Raw genomic sequence first — 25,816 nt, forward strand, 5'->3', positions numbered from 1 at the left:
GTCTCCAAAAATCCCGTGTTTTGCCACTCTAACACAGACGCGCTTGCCTGCGTTCCATATCGCAGGCGGAATTATTGCCTGTTTGCCGCGCGCCCGATAGAGGCTGGCGCAATTCCTCCCAAATTTCCGAAAGGCCCTTGAATGACCGCGATCGTCGACGTCCACGCCCGTACCGTGATCGACAGCCGCGGCAATCCCACGGTGGAGGTGGATGTTACGCTGGAGGACGGCAGCTTTGGCCGCGCCGCGGTGCCCTCGGGCGCATCGACCGGCGCGCGCGAAGCAGTCGAGAAGCGTGATGGCGACAAGAGCCGCTGGGGCGGCAAGGGCGTCGATCAGGCGGTCGATGCGGTCAACGGTGAGATCGCCGAGGCGGTCGAGGGGCTGGAGGCCGAGGATCAGGCCGAGATCGACGCGGCGATGATCGAGCTCGACGGCACCGACACCAAGAGCCGGCTCGGCGCCAACGGCATCCTCGGCGTCTCCCTCGCGGTCGCCAAGGCGGCGGCGGAATCGCGCGGCCTGCCGCTCTATCGCTATGTCGGCGGCGTCGCGGCGCATGTGTTGCCGACGCCGATGATGAACATCATCAACGGCGGCGCGCACGCCGATAATCCGATCGATTTCCAGGAATTCATGATCATGCCGGTCGGCGCCGACAGCATGATCGAGGCGCTGCGCTGCGGCACTGAGGTGTTCCACACGCTCAAGGGCAAGCTGCACGCCAAGGGCCTGGCGACGGCGGTGGGTGACGAGGGCGGCTTCGCGCCCAACCTCTCGAGCCCCAAGGCCGCGTTGGACTTCATCATGGAGAGCATCGAAGCGGCCGGGTACAAGCCCGGCGAGGAAGTGGCGATCGCGCTCGATTGCGCCGCCAGCGAGTTCTTCAAGGGCGGCGTCTATGATCTGGAAGGCGAGGGGCGGAAGCTCTCGTCCGAACAGATGGCCGATTATCTCGCCGAACTTGCCGCCGCTTATCCGATCGTTTCGATCGAAGACGGCATGGCCGAGGATGATTGGGACGGCTGGAAGATCCTCACCGACAAGCTCGGCGCCAAGGTCCAGCTGGTCGGCGACGATCTGTTTGTCACCAATCCCAGGATCCTTGCCGAGGGCATCGGCAAGGGCCTCGCCAATTCGCTGCTGGTCAAGGTCAACCAGATCGGCACGCTCAGCGAGACGCTGGACGCGGTCGCGATGGCGCAGCGCGCGGGCTACACCGCTGTGATGTCACATCGCTCGGGCGAGACCGAGGATTCGACGATCGCCGATCTCGCGGTCGCCACCAACTGCGGCCAGATCAAAACCGGCAGCCTCGCCCGCTCGGACCGGCTCGCCAAGTACAACCAGCTGCTGCGCATCGAAGAGGAACTGGGTGCGATCGGGCAATATGCTGGCCGCGGCGCGCTGAAGCGCTAGGCGGTGGGCCGGTCTCCCGGCCAGGGTCTGACCGCATGCAATAAATAAGTCCGCCGAGCCGTGCATCCTTGGCGGCGGCTCGTCGTTATCGCGTGCATGTATCAGTTGCTTTGCTGTTGTTTTAATTATGTTTTTTTTGCGCACCTCGATTTCTCGTGCCGGTGAGCCCAGAGACGCGCAATTTTGTGCAGGCGTTGGGCGATCAAGGCGCCTTCGGTCCGCAAAGGGCGCCCCGATTCCCGGCCTCACTCTACCCACCGATACTACGCCGACGACGACCCCAGCCGAAGATCTCGGCAATGGCGGCACCAGCAACGTCCCCGAGCCTTCGGTGTGGATGATGATGATCGGAGGGTTCCGGTGATGGCAACGACCGCGATGGTCGCGCCCCCCGTGCGCCACGCGCTCTACGCCGCCACCGCGCCGGCCCACCAGCGCCGCCTCACCGCCGCCTATGACGCGACCGAGCCCTGCGCAGCACCAACGCTCGCTATCGCTGCCGATTGAGCCTTAGCGGCGGTCGCGCAGCGTCGGCGCCGAACTGGACGAGCTTCAGCCCTTTTCCGTCGTCTCGCCCGTCCACTCATCATTCTCATGATCGCGATCGGCCTGTTCCTTGGTCTTGTGGATCACGCCGTCCTTATGTTCGGGCGGGCCGTAGATTGTGTAGAGTCGCAGCGGCGTGGCGCCGGTGTTGATGACATTGTGGCGCGCGCCCGCGGGGACGATCACCGCGAAATCATCCTCCACTGCATTGGCGACGCCGTCGATCCGCACCTCGCCCGATCCTTCCTCGATTCGGAAGAATTGATCGCGGTCCTCATGGACCTCTTCGCCGATCTCCTCACCCGGTTGCAGCGTCATCAGCACGAGCTGGAGATGCGCGCCGGTGTAGAGAACTTGGCGAAAATCCTCGTTCGCCACGGTCAGCTTTTCGATATTGTCGCAATAGCCCTTCATCGCATGCTCCTGAGCGCGGTTTCAGGCAGACAACGGCGCGTTGGGCGGCCCGTTCCCGAAACGATGGCGCCACGGCGATCATGTGGAATTGCAGCAACTTGCGTTAACCATTGAGCCTGCTGCGATTTCCTGCCGCGCAAGCGAATTTTTGCGCGGCGGATCAAAAAAGCTGCTTGCGTGGGGGGTGGCCCAATGACACTATCCCTAGTGCCGAGGCCAGGGGGCCGGCACAATATTGAGATATTCCCGGGCGATACCTATATCGCAACGGGCAGCGCTTTCCCTGTGAAACATGGGGATGGATGGTGGCGCGCGTCTCGATTGAATCCGCCCTCTGAACTACAGTAGGGGAGCGATCCCCGAGTCGAACGAAATAGGAACGGGGACGGGTTATGGACCTTTCAGGCAGCAGCGATCGGGATAGCAACGATATGGCCACTCTTCTCGATTCTCCCCCCGCCCAGGTGGCGAGCGGCCCGAAGCTCTATGCGCTGGATGTCGATCATTCGCGCGATGCCCTGCTCACCGATTTCGGCAGGGAGACGCTCAAGGATCGCTATCTGCTGCCGGGCGAGAGCTTCCAGGATCTCTTCGTCCGCGTCGCCTCCGCCTATGCCGACGATCAGGCGCACGCCCAGCGCATCTACGATTATATCTCGAAGCTGTGGTTCATGCCCGCCACGCCGGTGCTGTCGAACGGCGGCACGGGGCGGGGGCTGCCGATCAGCTGCTTCCTCAACCAGGTCAATGACAGCCTCAACGGCATCGTCGATACCTGGAACGAGAATGTCTGGCTGGCCTCGCGCGGCGGCGGCATCGGCACCTATTGGGGCGCGGTGCGCGGCATCGGTGAGCCGGTGGGGCTCAACGGCAAGACCAGCGGCATCATCCCCTTCGTCCGCGTGATGGATTCGCTGACGCTGGCGATCAGCCAAGGTTCGCTGCGGCGCGGATCGGCGGCGGTGTACCTCGATGTCTCGCACCCCGAGATCGAGGAGTTCCTCGAAATCCGCAAACCCTCGGGCGACTTCAATCGCAAGGCGCTCAACCTGCACCACGGCGTGCTGCTGACCGACGAGTTCATGGAAGCGGTGCGCACCGGCTCGAGCTTCGATCTCAAATCGCCCAAGGACGGCTCCAAGCGTGGCGAAGTCGATGCGCGCGCCTTGTTCCAGAAATTGGTCGAGACCCGGCTGGCGACGGGCGAGCCCTATATCGTTTTCTCGGATACGGTGAACCGCGCGATGCCCAAGCATCACCGCGATGCCGGCCTCAAGGTTTCGACCTCGAACCTCTGCTCGGAAATCACGCTGCCGACCGGCACGGATCAGTACGGCAAGGATCGCACCGCGGTCTGCTGCCTGTCCTCGCTCAACCTCGAGACGTGGGATGAGTGGAACGGCGACAAGAATTTCATCGAGGATGTGATGCGCTTCCTCGACAATGTCCTGCAGGATTATATCGATCGCGCCGAGCCCGGCATGGAGCGCGCCAAATATTCGGCGGAGCGCGAGCGGTCGGTGGGCCTCGGCGTGATGGGCTTCCACAGCTTCCTCCAGGCGCGCGGCCTGCCCTTTGAGGGGGCGATGGCCAAAAGCTGGAACATGCGCATTTTCAAGCACATACAGGCGGGTGTTAACGAAGCTTCGATGCAGCTGGCGATCGAGCGCGGGCCGTGCCCCGATGCCGCCGACATGGGCGTGATGGAGCGATTCTCGTGCAAGACGGCGATCGCGCCGACCGCATCGATCAGCATCATCTGCGGCGGCACCAGCGCCTGCATCGAGCCGATCCCGGCCAACATCTACACGCACAAAACGCTGTCAGGCAGCTTCTCGATCAAGAATCCGTACCTCGAAAAGCTGCTCAGCGAGAAATCGAAGAACAGCGATGCGGTGTGGAATTCGATCCTGGAGCGCGGCGGATCGGTCCAGCACCTCGATTTCCTGAGCGCGGACGAGAAGGATTGCTACAAGACCAGCTTCGAGATCGACCAGCGCTGGCTGATCGAACTCGCCGCCGATCGCACGCCTTACATCGATCAGTCGGCCAGCCTGAACCTGTTCATCCCGGCGGATGTCGAGAAGTGGGATCTGCTGATGCTCCACTTCCGCGCCTGGGAACTGGGCATCAAATCGCTCTATTACCTCCGCTCGAAGTCGATCCAGCGCGCGGGCTTCGCCGGCGGCGTCGAAGCCGACAACACGATCGATCTGCGCCAGATCGAGGTGGAGGCGAAGGATTATGACGAGTGTCTGGCGTGCCAGTAAAACAGAAAAGCCCCTCCCCTTTAGGGGAGGGGTTGGGGTGGGGGACGCCACTGATGTCAGCGCGCCGTATCTACGACTCCCCCACACCCCGACCCTCTCCCCTGAAGGGGAGAGGGGGAAGCGCTCAGGCCTCTTCTTCGAACGTCACCGCCACATCGGCGTTGGCGCTGAGGCGCACCTTGTCGCCTTCGACTTCGGCGATCAGGCCCTGCGAGATATAATGGTGATGGCCTTCGTGGCTGCCTTGCCCGCTGTCCTTCTTGGTCAGCTTGATGCGGTCGCCGTCGACATGATCGACGGTGCCGACATGCACGCCATCGGCGCCGATAACTTCCATATGTTCCTTGATCTGGCTGAGATCGGCCATCGTCACTCTCCTGCTTGGGGTGGTTCGGATGCGGAACGCGCGTCCCGCCGAAAAGCCGCATCCCCCCGCCATTGGCCGTACCCCGGCGCAGGCCGGGGTCCAGAGCCCCGGCGTTGTCGATCCTGGGCCCCGGCCTGCGCCGGGGTACAAGAAAAACGATCTCGCCGCCGCGCCGCCTCATGCTTGGCCGCAAGCCGCACGCACCCCATATCCATCGTATCGTAAGAAGGACCGCCCAAATGTCCCTCCTCAAGGCCAGCCGCACCTACAAGCCCTTCGAATATCCCTGGGCCTATGAATATTGGAAGCGCCAGCAGCAGCTCCACTGGCTGCCCGAAGAGGTGCCGCTGGGCGAGGATTGCCGCGATTGGGCGCAGAAGCTGACCGAGCAGGAGCGCAACCTGCTTACCCAGATCTTCCGCTTCTTCACGCAGGCCGATGTCGAGGTACAGGATTGCTACCACGAGAAATATGGCCGGGTGTTCAAGCCGACCGAGGTGAAGATGATGCTCACCGCTTTCTCCAATATGGAGACGGTGCATATCGCCGCCTACAGCCACCTGCTCGATACGATCGGCATGCCCGAGAGCGAATACAGCATGTTCCTTCAGTATAAGGAGATGAAGGACAAGCACGATTATCTCGGCCAGTTCGGCGTCGAGACGGATGAGGATATCGCGCGCACGCTGGCGATGTTCGGCGGCTTCACGGAAGGGCTGCAGCTCTTCGCCAGCTTCGCGATGCTGATGAACTTCCCGCGCCAGAACAAGATGAAGGGCATGGGCCAGATCGTCACCTGGTCGATCCGCGACGAAACCTTGCATTGCGAGGGCATCATCCGCCTGTTCCACGCCTTCTGCCAGGAACGGAACTGCCTGACCCCGGCGGTGAAGGACGATATCCTCGATATGTGCCAGAAAACGGTGCGGCTGGAGGATGCCTTCATCGATCTGGCGTTCGAACAGGGCCCGGTCGCGGGGATGACGCCCAAGGATATCAAGAAATATATCCGCTACATCGCCGATTGGCGGCTGGGCCAGCTCGGCCTCAAGCCGATCTACATGATCGAGGAGCATCCGCTGCCCTGGCTGGCGCCGATGCTCAACGGCGTGGAGCACGCCAACTTCTTCGAAGCCCGCGCGACGGAATATTCCAAGGCCGCGACCAAGGGCCAGTGGAACGAAGTGTGGGACGCCTTCGATCGGCGCAAGACGGCGAAGGCCAGCGCCGAGGCCGCGGCCAACGAGGATGCGGGGACGGGCGGCGAGGGCGGTTTGTTCAGGCATGCCGGGGTGGCGGCGGAGTAGGTGGCGTGAAGGAGAGGGTCTCTTTGGTCGGCGCTCATCTTGATCGAGTTTTGGGGTTCTTTTCCCGTCTAGAAAGTAAGTCGTCGATCATATTCACGGCCAACGTTGGGGTGCTGGCTGTGATGCTATACAACCTCGACTATAAGGATATTTCGGTTTGGTATGTAGCATCGCCTTGCCTAATAGCCTGTTGTCTAATAGCGATATCTCTAAGTCATCTATTTTTAGCTTCATATCCATCGCTGAAAGGTGGAGAGGAGTCTATGTTTTATTTCAAGTCTATAGGCTCACGAACTGAACAAAAGTACATTAGTGAATTTCTTTCTGCTTCCGACGATGATATCGAGAAGGATATCTTAGGCCAGATTTGGCGAAACTCTCAAATTCTTGCCGAAAAGTTTTCTCATGTTGAGAAGGCATTTCGCTACAGCTTAATATCAACAGTACCATGGGTTTTATTCCTATTGGCTTCTAGTGTTCTTCACAGTCGGTCGATTGTGGTAAAATAAGATGCCTAATAAAGAAGAACTACAGAAACACGTTGACGATATATTAGGGATTGCGTGGGATGTCCGCGATGGCACAACGGTTCCTTCAACGGAAACTGTAACGCTCAAAAATGGCGCGGTCAAAATAAATGCAGCATTCCTTTATGCTGACCTAGCATCTACATCGCAGCTGGCGCGGGTGTGCCCGTGGGAAACGACGGCCAAAATTATTCGAGCTTATTTGGATACATCTGTCAGAATCATAAAGTCGTATAGCGGAGAAATACGAAGCTTTGACGGTGATCGCGTCATGGGCGTCTTTATAGGGGATGCAAAAAATAGTAGGGCCACTAAAGCTGCCCGCGAGATATTTTATACAGTTGAGTATATTCTTGGACCGAAAGCCATAGAAAAATTCAACTCCATAAAAAATAATAACATTAAACTTAAGAACTGCGTTGGAATAGATTATGGTGACGCGCGAGCGGTTCGTGCTGGTATTAGAAATAGTAACGATCTAATATGGATAGGAAAGGCCCCAAGTCTAGCTGCTAAGCTATCTGATATTAGAAATTATGCAAACTGCGTATATATTTCAAAAGCCTCTTATGATGCCATTAATGAAAGTGCGAAATACGAGAATAATAAAAACATCTGGACTGCGCAAAAACTTCCTTTTGCGGGAATAAGCGAAACCGTATATTCGACAAACTATACGAAGACTCCGTAAGCTAAACGGATCTATTATAGTTTTTCGCATTTACGCTCTTGGCGTTTCGCAGGCCTAAATCTCTGAGCTATGCTATAGGTTGTATCACTGTTGCGATGCAACCTTCCTTCACAATCAGTTCCCGCCCCGTTTCCGCGTAAAAATCCGTAGTTTTAGACCAGATCGGACCAATCGTAGAGCGGCGCCATGCCCCTCTTCTATTTTCATCATCAGGAATGTGGCGATCTGTCTGCGGACAAGGTCGGCCATGCGTGCCCCGATCTCCAGGCGGCCGAACTCCATGCCTTCACCGTCGCGCGGCAGATCATGGCACGCGAGATTCTGGAGCATGGCGAGCTGTGCCTGGGCTGCGCCATCGACGTCCACGACGATCAGGATCGCTTCCTGCTTAGCGTGCCGTTCCGCCGCGCGGTGGTCGTCACCAACGCCTGACGCGGCTCTGCCTGTCGGGCGACCAATGATCCTGTGATCGCGGGCTTCAGCGCGCTCTGTACCCCGGCGAAGGCCGGGCCCAGTTGGGCAGCCTTGATAAGATAGAAAACGCCGTCACCATCCCCGTTTCGCTACTGGGCCCCGGCCTTCGCCGGGGTACATGTTTGGGGTGGGGCAACCACGGATGAAGTCCGGGTGATGCCGGGATGGGGCAGGGACGGCGCCCGCTACCAATCCCTCAATTTTCGCGCGGCTATGGCCCACAGCCCGCTAACCTATCGGCCGCTCTTTCTCATCGTCGGCGTTTCGAGGTTCGCACCCAATCTGGCGGCATCCGTCCGCAAGCCTCAACTTCCTCAACTTCGCCTATGCACGTAGCATGGTGATCGAGGGCGCGCGCGCCCGCATAGACCTCACTTTCGCCTCACCTTCCGGCCTTCCCCGGCGGCGCGGCATCACCCTTCGATTGACGGGCGCGGCCCCCGTGCCTATCTCGCCAGCAACATCCGGCCGCCTCGTGCGCGCGTCCTTTCGCGCGCGCCTCGCAGTGTATGGCCCATCACTCAGGGAACCCGCATGTTCGCCGGCATTGCCAAGGCCATTTTCGGATCGTCCAACGATCGCTACGTCAAGTCGATGCAGCCGCTGATCGCCAAGATCGCGGCCTACGAACCCACGATCTCGGCGATGACGGACGAGGAGCTTGCCGGCCAGACCGCCAAGTTCCGCGCTTTGCTCGCCGATGGCGAAACGCTCGACAGCCTTCTGCCCGAGGCCTTCGCCACGGTGCGCGAGGCGGCCAAGCGCGTGCTCGGCCAGCGCCATTACGATGTCCAGATGATCGGCGGCATCGTCCTCCATCGCGGTGAGATCGCCGAGATGCGGACGGGCGAGGGCAAGACTTTGGTCGCCACGCTCGCGGTCTATCTCAATGCGCTGCCCGGCGCCGGCGTCCATGTCGTCACGGTCAACGATTATCTCGCCGCGCGCGATGCCGAATGGATGGGCCGGGTCTATCGGTTCCTGGGCCTCACCGTCGGCACGATCGTCCCCAACATCTCGGACGAGCAGCGCCGCATCGCCTACAACAGCGATATCACCTACGGCACGAACAACGAGTTCGGCTTCGATTATCTGCGCGACAATATGAAGTATGAGCGCAGCCACATGGTCCAGCGCCCCTTCGTCTATGCGGTGGTGGACGAGGTGGATTCGGTGCTGATCGATGAGGCGCGCACGCCGCTGATCATCTCCGGCCCGACCGAGGACAAGAGCGAACTCTACATGCGCGTCGATGCGATCGTGAAGACGATCGATCCGATCTCCTACGAGCATGACGAGAAGCAGCGCTCGGTGATCCTCACCGAAGACGGCACCGAGCTGATGGAGCGCGCGCTGGAGGATGCCGGCCTGCTCCAGGGCAGCAATCTCTACGATTTCGAGAATACCCTGGTGGTCCATCACCTCAATCAGGCGCTCAAGGCCAATGTCGTGTTCAAGCGCGACACCGATTATATCGTCAAGGATGGCAAGGTGATCATCATCGATGAATTCACCGGCCGCATGATGGATGGCCGCCGCTGGTCCGATGGCCTGCACCAGGCGGTCGAGGCCAAGGAAGGCGTCAATATCGAGCCCGAGAACCAGACGCTCGCCTCGATCACCTTCCAGAATTATTTCCGCATGTACCCCAAGCTCGGCGGCATGACCGGCACCGCCGCGACCGAGGCCAACGAATTCCACCAGATCTACAAGATGAACGTCGTCACCATCCCGACGAACGTGCCCGTCCAGCGGATCGACGAGGATGACGAATTCTACAAGAACCTCGGCGACAAGTTCGCCGCGATCACCAAGGGCATCCGTGAAAAGCAGGAGATCGGCCAGCCCGTGCTGGTTGGCACCGTCTCGATTGAAAAGAGCGAGCTGCTGAGCGAGTTCCTCACCAAGGAAGGCGTGACCCACAACGTGCTCAACGCGCGCTACCATGAGCAGGAGGCGCTGATCGTGGCGCAGGCCGGGCGGATGGGCGCGGTGACGATCGCCACGAATATGGCCGGACGCGGCACCGATATCCAGCTCGGCGGCAATCTCGAATATCGCATGATGGCCGAACATCCCCAGCTCGAAGCCGGATCGGTGGAGTATGAGGCCGCGGCCGAGCGTATCCGCGGCGAGATCGCGCTGGAAAAGGAGCGGGTGCTCGCCGCCGGCGGTCTGTTCGTGCTCGGCACCGAGCGGCATGAGAGCCGCCGCATCGATAATCAGCTGCGCGGCCGCGCGGGCCGTCAGGGCGATCCGGGGCTCAGCCGCTTCTACCTCAGTCTCGACGATGATCTGCTGCGCATCTTCGGCCCGCAGACGATGTTCGCCAAGATGATGAACAAGAATCTGGAGGATGGTGAGGCGATCATCAGCCCCTGGATCTCCAAGGCGATTGAGACCGCGCAGAAGAAGGTCGAGGCGCGGAATTACGATATCCGCAAACAGGTCGTCGAATATGATGACGTGATGAACGATCAGCGCAAGGTCGTCTACGAACAGCGCGCCGATATCATGGATGCCGAGGCGGTCGACGATGTCGTCGCCGATATGCGCACCGAGACGATCAATGCGATCGTCGGCGCCGCCTGCCCCCCTGGCTCCTATCCCGAGCAGTGGGACCTGCCCGCGCTCAAGACGCAGATCGCCGAGATCATCGCGATCGACGTGCCGATCGAGGATTGGCTGGCCGAGGATCGCATCGATCCCGAGCTGATCGTCGAGCGCGTGAGCGCGCAGAGCGAGGCTGAGATGGCGGCCAAGATCGCCGAGGCCGGCGAGCAGATGTGGCGCGATGTCGAAAAGAGCATCCTGCTGCAGACGCTCGATCATCACTGGAAGGAGCATCTCTCCACGCTCGATGCGTTGCGCCAGGTGATCCACCTCCGCAGCTATGCGCAGAAGACGCCGATCAACGAATATAAGCAGGAGGGCTTCGCGCTCTTCGAGAAGATGCTGAGCGATATCCGCGAGGACGTCACCCGCTCGCTGAGCCACATCCGCTTCAACATGGCGCCCGCCGAGCTGCCGCCCCTGCCGCCGATGCCCGATTTCATCACGACGCACATCGATCCGCTCACCGGGCTCGATGACAGCGCCGATCAGGAAAGCGCGACGGGGTTCTTCACCACGCGCCTGCCGCCGCTTTCGGCGCCACAGCCTGATCTGCCGATCGATCTCGGCGATCCGGCGAGCTGGGAAGGCAAGATCGGCCGCAATGCGCCCTGCCCGTGTGGGACGGGGCGGAAGTACAAGCACTGCCACGGACAGGTTGGCTGAAACCTATTCCCCTCCCTGAAGGGGAGGGGTTAGGGGTGGGTTGCGAAGCGAGGGGGCTCGATGCCCCCGAGCGTAGCTTTAGCGAAACGGAAGAGAGTCTCTTGGGCGCGCAGACGCGCGCACCCACCCCCAACCCCTCCCTTTCAGGGAGGGGAGGAGGCTAGCTCCGCTCGAGCGGTTTCAGTGCGAACCAGATATAGGCGACGGTGCCGCCCAGCACGAGTATCGCCAGCGCGTGATGGTACGGAACATCATCATGGTTGCCGAGATAATTGGCGACCGCGCAGCCGACCGACGCTACCAAATATTGCCAGATATGATCGCGCGGCTCGCCCTCGCTGGAGGAGCGCTGCAGGAACAGCACGATCAGGCCCGCAAAGATTGCGACCGTGACCCAATCGTAAATCGTTTCCAAACAGCCTCTCCTCGAAGGGCGCGCGATGCCATGGGGATAGCGGCCATGCAAGCGTTGCTCAGGTAACGCGCCCGCCTTCGATCGCAACGTCGCGCCATGCCCCGCTTGCCATCACATCGCCAATGATCCCGGTCGCGTACAAGATATCGGCATGGCTCAGCGTCAGCGGCGTCAGCCCAAAGCGGGCGATGTCCGGCGCGCGATAGTCCCCGATCACCCCGCGTTCGATCAGTGCGGTGATGATCCGCTGCGCGTCCGGGTGATGGAGGGCGATGTGGCTGCCGCGCAGGGCGGGATCGCGCGGGGTCAGGATCGTCAGCTCGGGACAAAGCGCCTCGATCCGCGCTGCAAACAGATCGAATAGCCTGACCGACTTCGCCCATAACCGATCCATGTCGACACGCTCGAACAGCGTCAGGCTCTCTTCCAGCGCGAGCAGGCTCAGCATCGGCTGCGTACCGCCGAGGAAACGCGCGATGTCGGGCGCGGGGCGATACTGGCCGTCAAACGCGAAGGCATCGGCATGCCCCCACCAGCCTGCGATCGGCGAGCGAAGCTTCGCCTGCAGCGCGCTCGCCACGTAAAGCCACGCCGGCGCCCCGGGTCCGCCATTGAGATATTTGTAGCTGCATCCCACCGCGAGCGAGGCGCCATCGCGGGCCAGATCGAGCGGCACCGCCCCGATACTATGGCTGAGATCCCAGACGATGCGCGTGCCGTGCCGCCGCGCTCGCTCTTCCAACGCGGCGATGTCGGCGCGCGCGGCGGTCCGATAATTGACCTGGGTAATCACCGCCGCCGCCACGTCAGCGACGAGCGCATCGACCATTCCGCTACCGGCGACCAGACGGAAGGGCCGGCCGAGCAGCCGCGCGGCTTCCTCGGCAACATAGGTATCGGTTGGGAAGTTGTCGGCCTCGGCGATGATCGCGCCATCCCGCGTGCCCGCCGCCGCCATGATCAGCTTGAACAGATTGACCGAGGTGGAATCGGTGGCGATCACTTCACCGTCACTCACGCCGAGCAACCGCGCGATACGATCCCCGATCCGGCGCGGCGCATTCCACCAGTCGGCCTCGTTCCAACTCCGGATCAGCCGCTCGCCCCATTCGTGCCGCGCCACCGCTTCCAGCCTGGCAGCCACAGAGCGGGGCAGGGCCCCGAGCGAATTGCCGTCGAGGTAGATCACCCCCTCGGGAAGTGCGAAGCGATCCCGGAATTCCGCGAACGGATCGGCGCGGTCCAGCGCTTCGGCATCGGGGAGGGTCGGCATGATTGTGTGTTGCCGGGCTGCGCGCCCTCGGGCAAGTTTGGTCATTGAACCGGGGGACATGATGGCGGCCAATGCGCAAGCGGTGATCGGAGAGGCCGATCGCGATAAGGGCCTTGTTCGCGGCATGGGTGCGATCGCCTTCGCCGCCGCCATTGCCAATGAGGTGGTGGGCGCGGGCATCTATCGCCTTCCCGCCGCGATGGCCGCCGCCGCCGGCGTGGCCTCGCCACTGGCTTATCTCGGCTGTCTCGTCGCGATGGGCGCGGTGGTGCTGTGCTTCGCCGAGGGCGGCAGCCGCGTGCCGACCAGCGGCGGCCCGTATGGTGTGATCGCTGCGGCGCTGGGGCCGATGGCGGGCTTCGTCGCCGGCGTCCTGCTCTATCTCTCCTGCGTGCTGGCGCTGGGCGGGGTCGCGGCGGCTTTCGCCGATACCGCGGACGCGGCCTTTCCCGCGCTGGAGGGCACCGGCGCCCGTATCGGGATCATCGTCGTGGCGCTGGGCGGCATCGCCTGGATCAATGTCGCGGGAGTAGAGACCGCCGCGCGGATCATCAGCTGGGCGACCTTCGTCAAAGTGCTGCCGCTGATCTTCTTCGTGATCGTCGGCGGCATCGCCATCCTTTCCGGCCACAGCACCAGCACGCCGCTGCCGCACCGTCCTGGCGAGGGTATCGGCGAGGCGGTGATCCTCGCCTTGTTCGCGCTCTCCGGCATGGAATCGCCGCTGGCCGCATCCGGCGAGGTGACCAACCCGACGCGCAACATCCCGCGCGCCCTGATTCTGGGGATGGGCGCGATCGGGCTGCTCTATATCCTGATCCAGCTCGTTGCGCAGGGTCTGCTCGGTGCCGGGCTGATCGGCTCCAAGGCGCCCCTGGCCGATGCGCTCGGCATGCTCGATCCTCGACTGCGCGCGCTGATGCTCGTCGCCGCATCCTTCTCGATGCTCTGCTGGCTGGCGAGCGATCTGCTCGGAGCGCCCCGCATGCTCTTCGCCTTTGCGCGAGATGGGACGATACCAGCGCTATTCGGCCGCCTGCATCCGCGGCGGAAGACGCCGCATGTCGCGATCTGGATCCACGCGCTGCTCGCGATGGCGCTGGCGATCACCGGCACGTTCAAGCAGCTCGCGATCTTCGCGTCTCTCGCGGCGGCGGGGCTTTATCTGCTCGGCTGCGGTTCGGCCTGGGTATTGCGGCGGCGGGACGTCGCGCTGCTCGGCGATCCGCTCGCCTTGCCCGGGCTGCCGCTGATCGCCATCATCGGCATGGGGAGCATGGTGGCGATCATCGGCCTTGGCCAATGGAGCGAGATCGGCGCGTTCTTGGCGGTCTGTGTTCTGAGCGCGCTGGGCTTCCTAATGATGCAGCGCATCAAGCGCGCCTAGAGGCACGCCTCGAGATAAGGCTGATCGAAGCCGAACTGTTTGGCTTTATCCAGCGTATAAGGGCGCAGACCCGCAGCCTTATATTCGCCGACGATCTTGCCCTCGGTCGTCTCGTCCAGATATTCGAACTTGAACAGCTCCTGGGTGACGATCACCTGCCCTTCCATCCCGATCACTTCGGTGATGCTGGTCACGCGGCGCGATCCGTCGCGCAGGCGCTTGACCTGGATCACCATATCGACCGAGTCCGCAATCTGGCGGCTGATCGCTTCCTTGGGCACCTTGATGTCGCTCATCATCACCATATTCTCCATGCGCGCGAGCGCCTCGCGTGGGGAATTGGAGTGGAGCGTACACATCGATCCATCGTGGCCGGTGTTCATCGCGGCGAGCATGTCGAAACACTCCGCGCCACGAATTTCGCCGAGGATGATGCGATCGGGGCGCATACGCAGCGCATTCTTGACGAGATCGCGGATGTTGACCTCGCCCTGACCTTCCAGGTTCGGCGGCCGCGTTTCTAGCGGTAGCCAATGCGGCTGCTGCAGGCGAAGCTCGGCCGCGTCCTCGATCGTCAGCACGCGCTCGCCGGGGTCGATCATTTTGGAGATGGCGTTGAGCATCGTCGTCTTGCCGGAGCCTGTGCCGCCCGAGATGACGATGTTGAAGCGGCTGGCGCCCGCGATCTTGAGGCAGGTGGACATCGCATCCGACATCGATCCGCCCTTGGCCATCATATCGAGCGTGATCGGCTTGGCGGAGAATTTGCGGATCGAGATGGCGGTGCCGCGCAAGCTGAGCGGCGGCACGATGACGTTGACGCGGCTGCCGTCCTGCAGGCGCGCATCGGCCAGCGGCGTGGTCTGATCGACGCGGCGGCCGACCTTGGAGACGATGCGCTGGGCGATCTGGAAGAGGTGGTTCTCGTCGCGGAACTGGATCTGCGCCAGCTCCAGCTTGCCCTTGCGCTCGACATAGGTCTGCTCGGGCCCGTTGACCATGATATCGCTGATCAGTGGATCGGCAAGCAGCTCTTCCAAGGGGCCGAGACCCAGCAATTCATCGACCAGCACCTTTTCCAGCGCGAACTGTTCGCGCCGGTTGAGCGTGATCTTGAGCTCGTGCAGCACCTCGCCGATGATCGGGCGGAATTCCTCAGCCAGCTCAGTCTTGGAGAGCGAGGCGGCCGCCTCGGCATCGACCCGTTCCAGCAGGCGGGGGAGCACCTGCTCCTTGATCTTGTGGACCGCGGCATCGAAGCCGTCCATCCGGGAAGAGCCCGCCTCGCCTGAGGTGGCGACGCGATTGGCGAGCCGCTCCATCGCGCCCATGCCGTTCTCGGATGCGACGGCATCGAGTGGGGGAAACTGCGCGCCGCCATCGGGGGCCGCGCCCGGGGGAAGGGGGATGCCCATCGTCTTGCCGTCGCTCGCGGATCCTGCCCCGCTGCGCCTGCCGAAAGCACTCATTCCCAATCCCCAAGCTGCGGGCGCACCCGCCGAACATGGGGTTAGTAGCGTCTAAACCTTGATGATCCTTTACGAAGCGCGCTCAGGCCGCTTCGCCGACAGCCTCGGCGAGTACTGTGAGGCCCTTTTCGTTGACCTCGGCAAAGCCGCCCTCGACAGGGATGCGCGCGGTCACGCTGTTGGCACTGGAATAGACGGTCAGTTCGCCGGGGCGGATCACCGACATCACCGGCGCATGGCCCGCGAGCACGCCGAAATCCCCCTCGGTGCCGGGGACGACGACCATATAGACCTCTTCCGAGCGGACGAGCTTTTCAGGGGTCACGAGTTCGAAGTGCAGTGCCATTCTTCAATCTCCCCCCTCCCGCTTGCGGGAGGGGTAGGGGGAGGGGAGTTCATGGGCGAGGGCCAGTAAGCCCTCCCCTAACCCCTCCCGCAAGCGGGAGGGGAACCAGGTTACGCCGCTTCAGCCAGCTTCTTGGCCTTGGCGATCGCCTCGTCGATACCACCGACCATGTAGAAGGCGCTCTCGGGCAGCGCGTCATGCTTGCCTTCGACCACTTCGCGGAACGAGCGGACCGTGTCCTCGACCTGCACGAACTTGCCGGCGATGCCGGTGAAGACCTCGGCGACGTGGAAAGGCTGCGACAGGAAGCGCTGGATCTTGCGGGCCCGCTGCACGGTGAGCTTATCCTCTTCGGAAAGCTCGTCCATGCCGAGAATGGCGATGATGTCCTGCAGCGACTTATACTTCTGCAGCACTTCCTGCACGGCGCGCGCCGTCTCATAATGCTCCTGTCCGACGACCGCCGGGGTCAGCACGCGAGACGTGGAGTCGAGCGGATCGACTGCGGGATAAATGCCGAGTTCGGAGATGGCGCGGTTGAGCGTCGTCGTCGCGTCCAAGTGGGCGAAGGAGGTGGCCGGGGCCGGATCGGTCAAATCGTCGGCAGGCACGTAGATCGCCTGCACCGAGGTGATCGAACCCTTGTTGGTCGAGGTAATACGCTCCTGGAGCGCGCCCATGTCGGTGGAGAGCGTCGGCTGGTAGCCCACGGCCGACGGAATACGGCCGAGCAAAGCCGACACTTCCGACCCCGCCTGCGTGAAGCGGAAGATGTTATCGACGAAGAACAGAACGTCCTGGCCCTCGACGTCACGGAAATATTCCGCGTTGGCGAGGCCCGAGAGCGCGACGCGGGCGCGGGCGCCCGGCGGCTCGTTCATCTGGCCGAACACCAGCGCGACCTTCGAACCCTCGGGCGTCGGATTGCCGTCGGCATCCTTGGCGATGACGCCTGCATCGAGGAATTCGTGGTAGAGATCGTTGCCCTCGCGGGTGCGCTCGCCGACGCCGGCGAACACCGAAACGCCGCCGTGGCCCTTGGCGATATTGTTGATCAGCTCCTGGATCAGCACGGTCTTGCCGACACCGGCGCCGCCGAACAGGCCGATCTTGCCGCCCTTGGCATAAGGCGCGAGCAGATCGATCACCTTGATGCCCGTGACGAGGATAGAGGCCTCGGTCGACTGATCGACGAAGTCCGGTGCCTTATTATGGATCGGGCCCGTGATGTCCGAATTGACCGGGCCGCGCTCGTCGATCGGCTCGCCGATCACGTTGAGGATGCGGCCGAGCGTCATCGGGCCGACGGGCACGCGGATCTGCGATCCGGTGTCCTTGACCTCCTGGCCGCGGGTCAGACCCTCGGTGGAATCCATCGCGATCGTGCGGACCGTGCCCTCGCCGAGATGCTGCGCAACCTCCAGGACAAGGCGGGTCTCGCCGTTGCGCGTCTCCAGCGCGGACAGGATCGCCGGCAGCTCGCCATCGAACGCCACATCGACGACGGCGCCGATGATCTGGCTGATGCGGCCGGTGTTGTTGGTGCCCCCCAAGGGATTCTGGGCTGGGCGGATGTCAGCGGCGGTTGCCATGTGCGTACCTTCTGCTTGGTCGTTCGGTTAGAGGGCTTCGGCGCCCGAGATGATTTCCACCAGCTCGGTCGTGATCGCGGCCTGGCGGGTGCGGTTGTATTGGATCGAGAGGCGGTTGATCATGTCGCCGGCATTGCGGGTAGCATTGTCCATCGCGTTCATCTGCGCGCCGTAGAAACCGGCCTGGTTTTCGAGCAGCGCACGATAGATCTGGATGGCGACGTTGCGCGGCAGTAGTTCGGCGAGGATCGATTCCTCGTCAGGCTCATATTCCACTGCGGCGTTGACGCCCCTGGGACCGTCGTTGGCGGCCTGCGGCACGGCGGCGGGGATCAGCTGGATCGTCTGCGGCAGCTGGACCAGCGCCGACTGGAATTTCGAGAAGACCAGATGCGCGACGTCAAACTCGCCCGCCTCGAAACGCGCGATCAGATCCTTGGCGATCTCCAGCGCATCGGCGAACGCCGCCTTCTTAGCGTGGCTCATGTCATGATCGGCGACAATCATGCCCGGATAGATGCGGCGGATCGCGGCGCGGCCCTTGCGGCCGACGATGTAGAAGCGGACCTTCTTGCCCTGCGCGATCAGCTGATCGGCCTTGATGCGCGCGGCGCGGACGATGTTGGTGTTGAACCCACCCGCCAGACCGCGCTCGCCGGTGGCGACGACGAGCAGCTGCACCTCATCCTTGCCTGTACCGGCCAGCAGCTTGGGCGAATTCGGCCCGATCGTGACCTTCGAGGCGAGGCTCGCCATCACCGCTTCCAGACGCTCGGCATAGGGGCGCCCGGCCACCGCCGCGTCGGTCGCGCGGCGCAGCTTCGCCGCCGCGACGGTCTTCATCGCGCGCGTGATCTTCTGGGTCGATTTGACCGAGCTGATCCGGTTCTTGAGTGCCTTAAGTGACGCCATTGAAAATCAGTCTCTCTTTCCGTTCGTTCCGAGCGAAGTCGAGGAACGTGTCTCGACTACGCTCGACACGAACGGGGAAGGGTTAGGCAAAGGTCTTGGCGAAGCTGTCGAGCGCGTTCTTGAGCTTGGCCTTGGTATCGTCGGTGAAGTCCTTGCTGTCGCGGATCGTGCCGAGGATGTCGGCATGATCCGAACGCAGATAGGCCAGCATCGCCGCTTCGTAGCGGACGACGTCCGAAACGCCGACCGGATCGATGAAGCCATTGGTGCCGGCGTAGATCGACGCGACCTGCTCCTCGAACGGCAGCGGCGCGAACTGCGGCTGCTTGAGCAGCTCGGTCAGGCGCGCGCCGCGGGCGAGCAGCTTCTGTGTGGAGGCGTCGAGGTCCGAACCGAACTGCGCGAACGCCGCCATCTCGCGATATTGCGCCAGCTCCAGCTTGATCGATCCCGCGACCTTCTTCATCGCCTTGGTCTGCGCGGCCGAGCCGACGCGGCTGACCGAGAGGCCGACGTTAATGGCGGGGCGCACACCCTGATAGAAAAGGTCGGTTTCGAGGAAGATCTGGCCATCGGTGATCGAGATCACGTTGGTCGGGATGTAAGCGGAGACGTCGCCGGCCTGCGTCTCGATGATCGGCAGCGCGGTCAGCGAGCCATTGCCGTTATCGTCATTCATCTTCGCGGCGCGCTCGAGCAGGCGGCTGTGGAGATAGAAGACGTCGCCCGGATAGGCTTCGCGGCCCGGCGGACGGCGCAACAGCAGCGACATCTGGCGATAGGCGACGGCCTGCTTGGAAAGATCGTCATAAACGATCACGGCGTGCATGCCGTTGTCGCGGAAATATTCGCCCATCGCGCAGCCTGTATAGGGTGCGAGGAACTGCAGCGGTGCCGGCTCGGACGCGGTCGCGGCGACGACGATGGAATAGTCCATCGCGCCATTCTCTTCGAGCGTCTTGACGAGCTGCGCGACGGTCGAGCGCTTTTGGCCGATCGCGACATAGATGCAGTAGAGCTTCTTGCTCTCGTCGCTGCCCTTATGGGCTTCCTTCTGGTTGATGAACGTATCGATCGCGACGGCGGACTTGCCGGTCTGGCGATCGCCGATAATCAGCTCGCGCTGGCCACGGCCGACGGGAACAAGCGCGTCGAGCGCCTTGAGTCCGGTCTGCACGGGCTCATGCACCGATTTGCGCGGGATGATGCCCGGCGCCTTGACCTCGACGCGGCTGCGCTCGGTCGTCTCGATCGGGCCCTTGCCGTCGATCGGATTGCCGAGACCGTCGACCACACGGCCGAGCAACGCCTTGCCGACGGGCACGTCCACAATCGTGCCGGTCCGCTTGACGACATCGCCTTCCTTGATCTCGGAGTCCGACCCGAAGATCACGACGCCGACGTTATCGGCCTCGAGGTTGAGCGCCATGCCTTGCACGCCGTTCGAAAACTCGACCATCTCGCCGGCTTGGACCTTGTCCAGGCCATAGATGCGGGCGATGCCGTCACCGACCGAGAGAACCGAGCCGACCTCGGAGACTTCAGCGTCCGTACCGAAGTTCGCGATCTGGTCGCGGATGACCTTCGAGATTTCTGCCGCGCGGATTTCCATGTTTAGCCTTTCCCAAAACGACGCCTCGGCGTCGTTATCCTTTCATAGCAGTCGCGAGTGCGTTCAATTTGGTGCGGATCGAGCCATCGATCTGACGGCTGCCCATCCGGACGATCAGCCCGCCGAGGATCGCGGGATCGACCGATGCATCGACCATCACCTCGCTGCCGACCATGCTTTTGAGGCGCGCCTTGAGCGCGGCCATCTGGCCATCGTCGAGCGGATGCGCGGTGACGACTTCGGCGGTGGTCTCACCGCGATGACGCGCCGAGAGCGTCTGGAAGTCACGGATGATAGCGGGGAGGGCTGCGAGCCGGCGATTCTCCGCCAGCAGGCCCAGAAACTTGGTGGTGATCGGATCGATGCCGAGCGAGCCGGCGACTGCCGCGATCGCCTTTTCCGAATCCGCGCGGGTGATCAGGGGGCTGGTGGTCAGCGCCTTGAGATCGCCCGATTCGGCCAGCGCCGACTTCACCGTCGCAAGGCTGGCGCCCACGGCCTCGATCTGTCCGGAATCGCGCGCGAGTTCGAACAACGCCGTCGCGTAGCGGCCGCTGAGGCTCGCTTGTATGCCGCCGGAATGCTCCACGTGGGCGTCCTATCCCCCCTGCTGAATGGGCGCCCCGCGCCATGCCGGGATCGACAGGGCAGGGCAAAAGCGGGCCAGGCCGGGAAGGCCGCCCACATGCTCGCGGGCCGGTTAGCAGCGGCCTCCCCACTATGCAAGGCGGCGCGGCCGGTTTGAAAGCAAGAGGCGGGATGCGGCGCGTACCGAATGCGTTTATCTCCGCCAGATGAACGAAATCGATCCGGAGCAGGCCTGGATGGCGGTGCTGGCGCGCGACCGCAACGCGGACGGTCGCTTCGTGACCGGGGTGATGAGCACGGGCATCTATTGCCGTCCCTCCTGCGCCGCGCGGCATCCCCGGCGCGAGAATGTCCGCTTCTTCGCCGATGGCGGAGCGGCGCGTGCGGCGGGGTTGCGCGCCTGTCTGCGCTGCCGTCCCGACGAGCTGTCGGCAGACCAGCAGGGGATCGCACGCGCCATCGCGCTGATCGATGCTGCCGACGCGCCGCCACGGCTTGAGGTAATGGCCCAGGCCGCCGGGTACAGCCCGCACCATTTCCATCGCCTGTTCAAACGCGCCACCGGCGTTACCCCCGCCGCTTATGCGCGCGGGCTCCGCGCCCGGCGCGCCGAGACCGCGCTGGATCGGGAGCATAGCGTCACCGCCGCGCTCTACGATGCCGGCTATGCCGCGCCATCGCGCTTCTATGCCGAGGCGCGCGATCGGCTGGGGATGACGCCCTCCGCCTGGCGCGCGGGCGGGAAGGGCGTGATGATCCGCTGGGCGCGCGCCGAAACCGATCTCGGCACGCTGCTGGTCGCGGCGACCGACAAGGGCATCTGCCGCGTCGCTTTCGATGAGGACGAGAGCGCATTGCACGCGCGCTTTCCCGCTGCGGTGATCGAGCAGGGGAATGGCGATTTCGGCGCGCTGGTCGAAGACGTTGCGCGGAAGGTCGCTGTGCCTGGCCTGCCGTTGCACCTGCCCCTCGACGTGCGCGGCACCGCCTTTCAGGAAGCGGTATGGGCCGCGCTCGCCGAGGTGCCGCCGGGCGAGACGGTGAGCTATGCCGTGCTTGCCGCTCGCGCGGGCCATCCCGGCGCGACCCGCGCGGCAGGATCGGCCTGCGGCAAAAATCCTGTCGCCTTGCTCGTTCCCTGCCATCGGGCGGTGCGCAGCGATGGTGCGGCGGGCGGCTATGCCTGGGGCATGCCGCGCAAGGCGGCGCTGCTGGCCCGCGAGCGCACGGCGTAACGGTTGCGTCATTGTCGCCCGGCGATTTCAACTTTTAAGATTTTATATGCTACCAAATCGGCGATCAGTGTCCCCATGATCGCGAGACCAGCACTCTGTTATTGAAACCGACCTTCGCCGCGCAGGATCATCCCAAGGAGGAATTGGCGCCCGGGTGGGCCGATCCGCCGCTGGCCTTCGCGCAGCGCTATCGCCGCGTGCTTTTGCCGTTGTTGTATGCGGGCTCGGCGATCCGCCATTTCAATTCGCTGAGCCAGCTCTGGAACGCGCCCGACGGCAGCCTGCTGCAGACTTTGCTCGCGGTGCGGCCCGAGATCTGGACGATGCTGCGGGTCCGCTTCGTGTCCGCGCTATGGCCGGCGCGCGAGCGGTTCGCGCGGATCATCGATCATTGCCAGATCGTCGAGCAGATCGGGCATCCGTTCGATCTCCATCCAAACGAATATGCCGTCCTGCTCAAGCTCGACGAGCTGATGCCCGGCTGCCAGCTCATGCTGGACAGCCCGCGCTGGCTGCTGCGCGAGGGGCTGCTGACGCTCAGCCTGGCGCAAGGGCGCGATCGCTTTTTTTCGATCGCCTTCGTGCTTTCGTGGAATGGCACCGAGCTCACAGCCTATGTCGGCGGTATCCAGGGGCGGCGCGGCGAAGACATCCTAGACTATTATCGCGCCTTCACCAAAGCGTGCTGCACCCGGCCTAAGGATATGGTGGTCGAGCTGTTCCGGATGTTATGCGAGGAGATGGGCGTCAACCGCATCCTCTGCGTCTCGGATCGTATCCGCAACGGCCACACGCCCTACAACAGCACCCGGCCGGACTATGTCGATCCCGTCACGTTCGACTATGACACGCTGTGGCGCGAACGCGGCGGCATCCTGCGCGACGATGGTTTTTTCGATCTGCCATTGCAGGCGCCGGTCAAGGATGAATCCCAGGTGCCGTCCAAACGCCGCGCGCTGCGCCGCAAGCGCTTGGCGCTGTTGGCTAATATCCATACGCGGATGGAAGAGGCTCTCGATCAGCCACGCCATATCCGCATCCTCCAGCACGAACCGGCGTGAGAGCGCCTTCCCTGCCAGGGGGAGGTGGCGCCGAAGGCGTCGGAGGGGGAGGGCCGAGACGCACTATCGAACTCTTCCCGTCCGCCCCCTCCGTCAGCTGCGCTGACACCTCTCCCTGGCGGGGGAGGATTACTTCTTACAGAAAACTATACGGATCCACATCCACAGCGACGCGGACGCCGCGGGGCCATTCCAGCGTGCCCAGCCATTCCCGGATCACGTCCTGCACGTCGAGCGATCGGCGCGCGTGGACCAGCAGGCGCTGGCGATGGCGCCCGCGCAGCATCGACAGCGGCGCGGGGGCGGGGCCGTAGACGTCCATTCCCTCGACTCGCGGCGCGGCGCGGCCGATCGCCTTCGCGGTCGTGACCGCTTCCTCCAGAGCTTCGGAACTGACGATGATCCCTGCGAAACGCCCGAACGGCGGCGCATTGGCGATCTTGCGCGCCTCGGTTTCGGCGGCGGCGAAGCTTTCCGCATCGCCGGAGAGCAGGGCCTGGATTACCGGCGCATCGGGCTCGTGGGTCTGGATCAGCACACGGCCCGGCTTGCTTCCCCGCCCGGCGCGGCCCGCCACCTGCGCGATCTGTTGAAAGCTGCGCTCGGCGGCGCGCAAATCGCCGCCGGAGAGGCCGAGATCGGCATCGATCACGCCGACCAGCGTCAGATTAGGGAAATGATAACCCTTGGTGACAAGCTGTGTGCCGATAACAATATCGATCGCGCCGCTCTCCATCCGCCCGACGAACTCCGCCGCCTTGGCCGGCGACCAGAGCGTATCGGAGGTGACGATCGCGGTGCGCGCATCGGGAAACAGCAAGGCGACTTCGTCGGCGATCCGCTCGACCCCCGGCCCGCAGGCCACGAGGCTGTTCTCATCCTGGCATTCGGGGCAGGCGGCGGGCGGCGGCATGACATGGCCGCAATGGTGGCAGGCCAGCCGCGCGGTCAGCCGGTGCTCGACCATCCAGGCCGAACAATTGGGGCATTTGAAGCGATGTCCGCAGGTGCGGCATAACGTCAGCGGCGCATAGCCGCGCCGGTTGAGGAACAGCAGAGCCTGCTCGCGGCGCTCTAGGGTTTCGGTCAGCGCGGTGACGAGCGCGGGCGCGATCCAGCGGCCACGGTCCGGCCGATTCTGCGTCAGATCGATCGCCTCGATCGCGGGCAAGGTGGCGCCGCCGAACCGCGCGGGCAGTTTGAGCTCCGAATAATGGCCGAGCGCGACCTGATGCCGGGTTTCGATCGCGGGCGTGGCCGAGGCGAGGATGATCGGCACATCCTCGAACCGCGCCCGCATCACCGCCGTATCGCGCGCGTGATACATAACACCGTCTTCCTGCTTGAAGCTTGCCTCATGCGCCTCGTCGACGATGATCAGGCCGAGATCGCGATAGGGCAGGAACAGCGCGGACCGCGCGCCCACCGTCACCGCGGCTTCACCGCCGGATATCGCGCGCCAGGCGCGGCGGCGCTGCGACTGGCGCAGGTCCGAATGCCAGGCCACCGGCGCGACGCCGAACCGTTCGGTGAACCGCTTGAGGAAAGGCTCGGTCAGCGCGATCTCGGGCAGCAGCACCAGCACCTGCCGTCCGTCCCGGATCGCGGCAGCGACGGCTTCGAAATAGACCTCGGTCTTGCCGGATCCGGTAACGCCGTCGAGCAGCCAGGGCGCGAAGCGGCGCGCGCCGATTGCCGCCACCAACGTTTCCGCCGCCGCGCGCTGCGCCGCGTTCAGGTCGGGCGGGGCATGATCGGGATCGGGGATCGGGAAAGGATCATCGACGCGCACTTCCACGGCTTCGATCGCGCCGGCTTTGACAAGTCCGCGGATCACCCCGTCCGAAACATCGGCGATCGTCGCCAGTTCACGGACAATACCCTGGCGGTTTTCGATCCGCTCGAGCGCCTGTTCACGCTGCGGCGTCAGCCGCGGGGGGACGGTCCCGGTGGCGCGATATTCGATGATCGTCCGCCCGCCATCCAGCGCCGATGCGGACGCCAGCGCCATGCGCAGCACCGCGGCGGGTGGGGCGAGATAATAATCGGCGGTCCACTCGATCAGTCGGCGCAACGGCGCCGCAATCGGCGGCAGATCGTAAACACCCGCCAGCGGCCGCAAACGGTTGTCGCCGACCTCGGCATCGGACGGCATCCGCTCCGGTTCCCACACCACCCCCGCCAATTGGCGCGGGCCGAGAGGCGCCAGCACGATCGATCCGGGCTCGACATGGCTATCGGGGTCGATGCGGTAATCGAGCGGCCCGAGCGCGGCGTTGAGCAGCAGGACGCGGGCACGCTTGTTCATGGCCATCAGGTAGCGAGCGGCGCCTGCATTGCAAACCGCCGGTTGGGCGTGCGGAGGATAGACCGCGTTACACTTGTTGACTTCGGCCTTGCGCCGTCCGGGCGTAAAGAGGCTGCAACAGCTTCACGGGAAGTAAGCGTCATGGAACAGTTTCACACCAATCAATCCTCAGGCTCGTCTTCGGGTATGTTGCTTGGCGTTCTCGCCAGCCTGGCGATGTGGGCGGTGATGGCTGCGCTGCGCGTCTATCTCTGATTTCGGCAACCCTGCCGAAGAGAAGGGCGCCCCCAACCCACCCCGCGGGGCGTCCTTCTCACCTTCGGT

The 25,816-nt window shown here is 63.3% G+C and carries 22 protein-coding genes; 11 read left to right on the top strand and 11 right to left on the bottom strand.

What is annotated here, in order from left to right:
* The first annotated feature begins 141 nt into the window (after positions 1-141).
* Together eno and FHS31_RS02145 are read left to right on the top strand one after the other, a co-directional pair.
* Positions 142-1,419: a phosphopyruvate hydratase gene (gene eno, locus FHS31_RS02140; RefSeq protein ID WP_167071548.1), complete on the top strand. Its 1,278-nt coding sequence runs from the start codon at positions 142-144 to the stop codon at positions 1,417-1,419.
* Positions 1,420-1,782: 363 nt separating this feature from the next.
* Positions 1,783-1,926 carry a hypothetical protein gene (locus FHS31_RS02145; RefSeq protein ID WP_167071550.1) on the top strand — a complete coding sequence of 48 codons (144 nt, stop codon included), beginning with the start codon at positions 1,783-1,785 and terminating at the stop codon, positions 1,924-1,926.
* A gap of 45 nt (positions 1,927-1,971) precedes the next feature.
* Here FHS31_RS02145 and FHS31_RS02150 read toward each other — a convergent pair whose 3' ends face one another.
* Positions 1,972-2,379 carry a cupin domain-containing protein gene (locus FHS31_RS02150; RefSeq protein WP_167071552.1) on the bottom strand — a complete coding sequence of 136 codons (408 nt, stop codon included), beginning with the start codon at positions 2,377-2,379 and terminating at the stop codon, positions 1,972-1,974.
* Positions 2,380-2,810: 431 nt separating this feature from the next.
* On the opposite strand from FHS31_RS02150, the gene FHS31_RS02155 reads away from it, so the two are divergent.
* Complete coding sequence (locus FHS31_RS02155; RefSeq protein ID WP_243843204.1) at positions 2,811-4,649, top strand: ribonucleoside-diphosphate reductase subunit alpha; 1,839 nt, start codon at positions 2,811-2,813, stop codon at positions 4,647-4,649.
* A 124-nt stretch (positions 4,650-4,773) separates the two neighbouring features.
* Here the strand turns inward: FHS31_RS02155 and FHS31_RS02160 are convergent, their stop codons facing one another.
* Complete coding sequence (locus tag FHS31_RS02160; RefSeq protein ID WP_167071555.1) at positions 4,774-5,016, bottom strand: DUF2171 domain-containing protein; 243 nt, start codon at positions 5,014-5,016, stop codon at positions 4,774-4,776.
* 239 nt (positions 5,017-5,255) lie between these two features.
* Between FHS31_RS02160 and FHS31_RS02165 the strand changes: the two genes are divergently transcribed.
* From FHS31_RS02165 to secA, 5 genes are all read left to right on the top strand, one after another.
* Complete coding sequence (locus FHS31_RS02165) at positions 5,256-6,323, top strand: ribonucleotide-diphosphate reductase subunit beta (protein WP_167071557.1); 1,068 nt, start codon at positions 5,256-5,258, stop codon at positions 6,321-6,323.
* A gap of 5 nt (positions 6,324-6,328) precedes the next feature.
* On the top strand, positions 6,329-6,832 hold the full coding sequence (locus FHS31_RS16775) for a Pycsar system effector family protein (RefSeq protein ID WP_481883018.1): 504 nt from the start codon (positions 6,329-6,331) through the stop codon (positions 6,830-6,832).
* Position 6,833: 1 nt separating this feature from the next.
* Positions 6,834-7,541, top strand: coding sequence for an adenylate/guanylate cyclase domain-containing protein (locus FHS31_RS02170; RefSeq protein ID WP_167071559.1), 708 nt, complete (start codon positions 6,834-6,836; stop codon positions 7,539-7,541).
* A gap of 186 nt (positions 7,542-7,727) precedes the next feature.
* A complete protein-coding gene (locus FHS31_RS02175) occupies positions 7,728-7,973 on the top strand; it encodes a DUF6894 family protein (protein ID WP_167071561.1) in 246 nt (81 codons plus the stop codon).
* A 576-nt stretch (positions 7,974-8,549) separates the two neighbouring features.
* Positions 8,550-11,294 carry a preprotein translocase subunit SecA gene (gene secA / locus FHS31_RS02180; RefSeq protein ID WP_167071563.1) on the top strand — a complete coding sequence of 915 codons (2,745 nt, stop codon included), beginning with the start codon at positions 8,550-8,552 and terminating at the stop codon, positions 11,292-11,294.
* Positions 11,295-11,454: 160 nt separating this feature from the next.
* On the opposite strand, the gene FHS31_RS02185 is transcribed toward secA, so the two are convergent.
* The gene (locus tag FHS31_RS02185; RefSeq protein ID WP_167071564.1) at positions 11,455-11,709 is read right to left on the bottom strand and encodes an XrtV sorting system accessory protein; all 255 of its coding nucleotides are present in this window, start codon (positions 11,707-11,709) and stop codon (positions 11,455-11,457) included.
* A 58-nt stretch (positions 11,710-11,767) separates the two neighbouring features.
* Entirely contained in the window at positions 11,768-12,982 is a 1,215-nt protein-coding gene (gene kynU / locus FHS31_RS02190; RefSeq protein WP_167071566.1) for a kynureninase, read from the bottom strand.
* 58 nt (positions 12,983-13,040) lie between these two features.
* Between kynU and FHS31_RS02195 the strand changes: the two genes are divergently transcribed.
* Positions 13,041-14,369: an APC family permease gene (locus tag FHS31_RS02195; protein ID WP_167071568.1), complete on the top strand. Its 1,329-nt coding sequence runs from the start codon at positions 13,041-13,043 to the stop codon at positions 14,367-14,369.
* Here the strand turns inward: FHS31_RS02195 and FHS31_RS02200 are convergent.
* From FHS31_RS02200 to FHS31_RS02225, 6 genes are all read right to left on the bottom strand, one after another.
* Positions 14,366-15,838: a TadA family conjugal transfer-associated ATPase gene (locus FHS31_RS02200; protein ID WP_167071570.1), complete on the bottom strand. Its 1,473-nt coding sequence runs from the start codon at positions 15,836-15,838 to the stop codon at positions 14,366-14,368. The genes FHS31_RS02195 and FHS31_RS02200 overlap by 4 nt on opposite strands.
* Before the next feature lie 82 nt (positions 15,839-15,920).
* Positions 15,921-16,184 (bottom strand): ATP synthase F1 subunit epsilon, encoded by a 264-nt coding sequence (locus FHS31_RS02205; RefSeq protein ID WP_167071571.1) that lies wholly within the window; start codon positions 16,182-16,184, stop codon positions 15,921-15,923.
* Between the two features lie 110 nt (positions 16,185-16,294).
* The gene (gene atpD, locus FHS31_RS02210; RefSeq protein WP_167071573.1) at positions 16,295-17,776 is read right to left on the bottom strand and encodes a F0F1 ATP synthase subunit beta; all 1,482 of its coding nucleotides are present in this window, start codon (positions 17,774-17,776) and stop codon (positions 16,295-16,297) included.
* A gap of 27 nt (positions 17,777-17,803) precedes the next feature.
* On the bottom strand, positions 17,804-18,688 hold the full coding sequence (locus tag FHS31_RS02215; protein ID WP_167071575.1) for a F0F1 ATP synthase subunit gamma: 885 nt from the start codon (positions 18,686-18,688) through the stop codon (positions 17,804-17,806).
* A gap of 82 nt (positions 18,689-18,770) precedes the next feature.
* Positions 18,771-20,300, bottom strand: coding sequence for a F0F1 ATP synthase subunit alpha (atpA, locus tag FHS31_RS02220; RefSeq protein ID WP_167071577.1), 1,530 nt, complete (start codon positions 20,298-20,300; stop codon positions 18,771-18,773).
* Between the two features lie 34 nt (positions 20,301-20,334).
* Positions 20,335-20,889, bottom strand: coding sequence for a F0F1 ATP synthase subunit delta (locus FHS31_RS02225; RefSeq protein WP_167071579.1), 555 nt, complete (start codon positions 20,887-20,889; stop codon positions 20,335-20,337).
* A gap of 205 nt (positions 20,890-21,094) precedes the next feature.
* Between FHS31_RS02225 and ada the strand changes: the two genes are divergently transcribed.
* Both ada and FHS31_RS02235 read left to right on the top strand, forming a co-directional pair.
* Positions 21,095-22,123, top strand: coding sequence for a bifunctional DNA-binding transcriptional regulator/O6-methylguanine-DNA methyltransferase Ada (gene ada / locus FHS31_RS02230; RefSeq protein WP_167071581.1), 1,029 nt, complete (start codon positions 21,095-21,097; stop codon positions 22,121-22,123).
* A gap of 101 nt (positions 22,124-22,224) precedes the next feature.
* On the top strand, positions 22,225-23,184 hold the full coding sequence (locus tag FHS31_RS02235; protein WP_167071583.1) for a DUF535 family protein: 960 nt from the start codon (positions 22,225-22,227) through the stop codon (positions 23,182-23,184).
* A 136-nt stretch (positions 23,185-23,320) separates the two neighbouring features.
* Here the strand turns inward: FHS31_RS02235 and FHS31_RS02240 are convergent, their stop codons facing one another.
* The gene (locus FHS31_RS02240) at positions 23,321-25,492 is read right to left on the bottom strand and encodes a primosomal protein N' (protein WP_167071585.1); all 2,172 of its coding nucleotides are present in this window, start codon (positions 25,490-25,492) and stop codon (positions 23,321-23,323) included.
* Positions 25,493-25,816: the final 324 nt, after the last annotated feature.

The sequence above is a fragment of the Sphingomonas vulcanisoli genome (assembly GCF_011761305.1).
Lineage (GTDB): Bacteria > Pseudomonadota > Alphaproteobacteria > Sphingomonadales > Sphingomonadaceae > Sphingomonas_I > Sphingomonas_I vulcanisoli.

What these genes read in the sequence shown, in the direction of transcription:
- FHS31_RS02200 (WP_167071570.1), bottom strand. Translation starts at nt 15,838, where the DNA reads ATGAGTGCTTTCGGCAGGCGCAGCGGGGCAGGATCCGCGAGCGACGGC.
- secA (WP_167071563.1), top strand. Translation starts at nt 8,550, where the DNA reads ATGTTCGCCGGCATTGCCAAGGCCATTTTCGGATCGTCCAACGATCGC.
- FHS31_RS02175 (WP_167071561.1), top strand. Translation starts at nt 7,728, where the DNA reads ATGCCCCTCTTCTATTTTCATCATCAGGAATGTGGCGATCTGTCTGCG.
- FHS31_RS02195 (WP_167071568.1), top strand. Translation starts at nt 13,041, where the DNA reads ATGATGGCGGCCAATGCGCAAGCGGTGATCGGAGAGGCCGATCGCGAT.
- FHS31_RS02155 (WP_243843204.1), top strand. Translation starts at nt 2,811, where the DNA reads ATGGCCACTCTTCTCGATTCTCCCCCCGCCCAGGTGGCGAGCGGCCCG.
- eno (WP_167071548.1), top strand. Translation starts at nt 142, where the DNA reads ATGACCGCGATCGTCGACGTCCACGCCCGTACCGTGATCGACAGCCGC.
- FHS31_RS02145 (WP_167071550.1), top strand. Translation starts at nt 1,783, where the DNA reads ATGGCAACGACCGCGATGGTCGCGCCCCCCGTGCGCCACGCGCTCTAC.
- FHS31_RS02160 (WP_167071555.1), bottom strand. Translation starts at nt 5,016, where the DNA reads ATGGCCGATCTCAGCCAGATCAAGGAACATATGGAAGTTATCGGCGCC.
- kynU (WP_167071566.1), bottom strand. Translation starts at nt 12,982, where the DNA reads ATGCCGACCCTCCCCGATGCCGAAGCGCTGGACCGCGCCGATCCGTTC.
- atpA (WP_167071577.1), bottom strand. Translation starts at nt 20,300, where the DNA reads ATGGAAATCCGCGCGGCAGAAATCTCGAAGGTCATCCGCGACCAGATC.
- FHS31_RS02205 (WP_167071571.1), bottom strand. Translation starts at nt 16,184, where the DNA reads ATGGCACTGCACTTCGAACTCGTGACCCCTGAAAAGCTCGTCCGCTCG.
- atpD (WP_167071573.1), bottom strand. Translation starts at nt 17,776, where the DNA reads ATGGCAACCGCCGCTGACATCCGCCCAGCCCAGAATCCCTTGGGGGGC.
- ada (WP_167071581.1), top strand. Translation starts at nt 21,095, where the DNA reads ATGAACGAAATCGATCCGGAGCAGGCCTGGATGGCGGTGCTGGCGCGC.
- FHS31_RS02170 (WP_167071559.1), top strand. Translation starts at nt 6,834, where the DNA reads ATGCCTAATAAAGAAGAACTACAGAAACACGTTGACGATATATTAGGG.
- FHS31_RS02215 (WP_167071575.1), bottom strand. Translation starts at nt 18,688, where the DNA reads ATGGCGTCACTTAAGGCACTCAAGAACCGGATCAGCTCGGTCAAATCG.
- FHS31_RS02240 (WP_167071585.1), bottom strand. Translation starts at nt 25,492, where the DNA reads ATGAACAAGCGTGCCCGCGTCCTGCTGCTCAACGCCGCGCTCGGGCCG.
- FHS31_RS02150 (WP_167071552.1), bottom strand. Translation starts at nt 2,379, where the DNA reads ATGAAGGGCTATTGCGACAATATCGAAAAGCTGACCGTGGCGAACGAG.
- FHS31_RS02165 (WP_167071557.1), top strand. Translation starts at nt 5,256, where the DNA reads ATGTCCCTCCTCAAGGCCAGCCGCACCTACAAGCCCTTCGAATATCCC.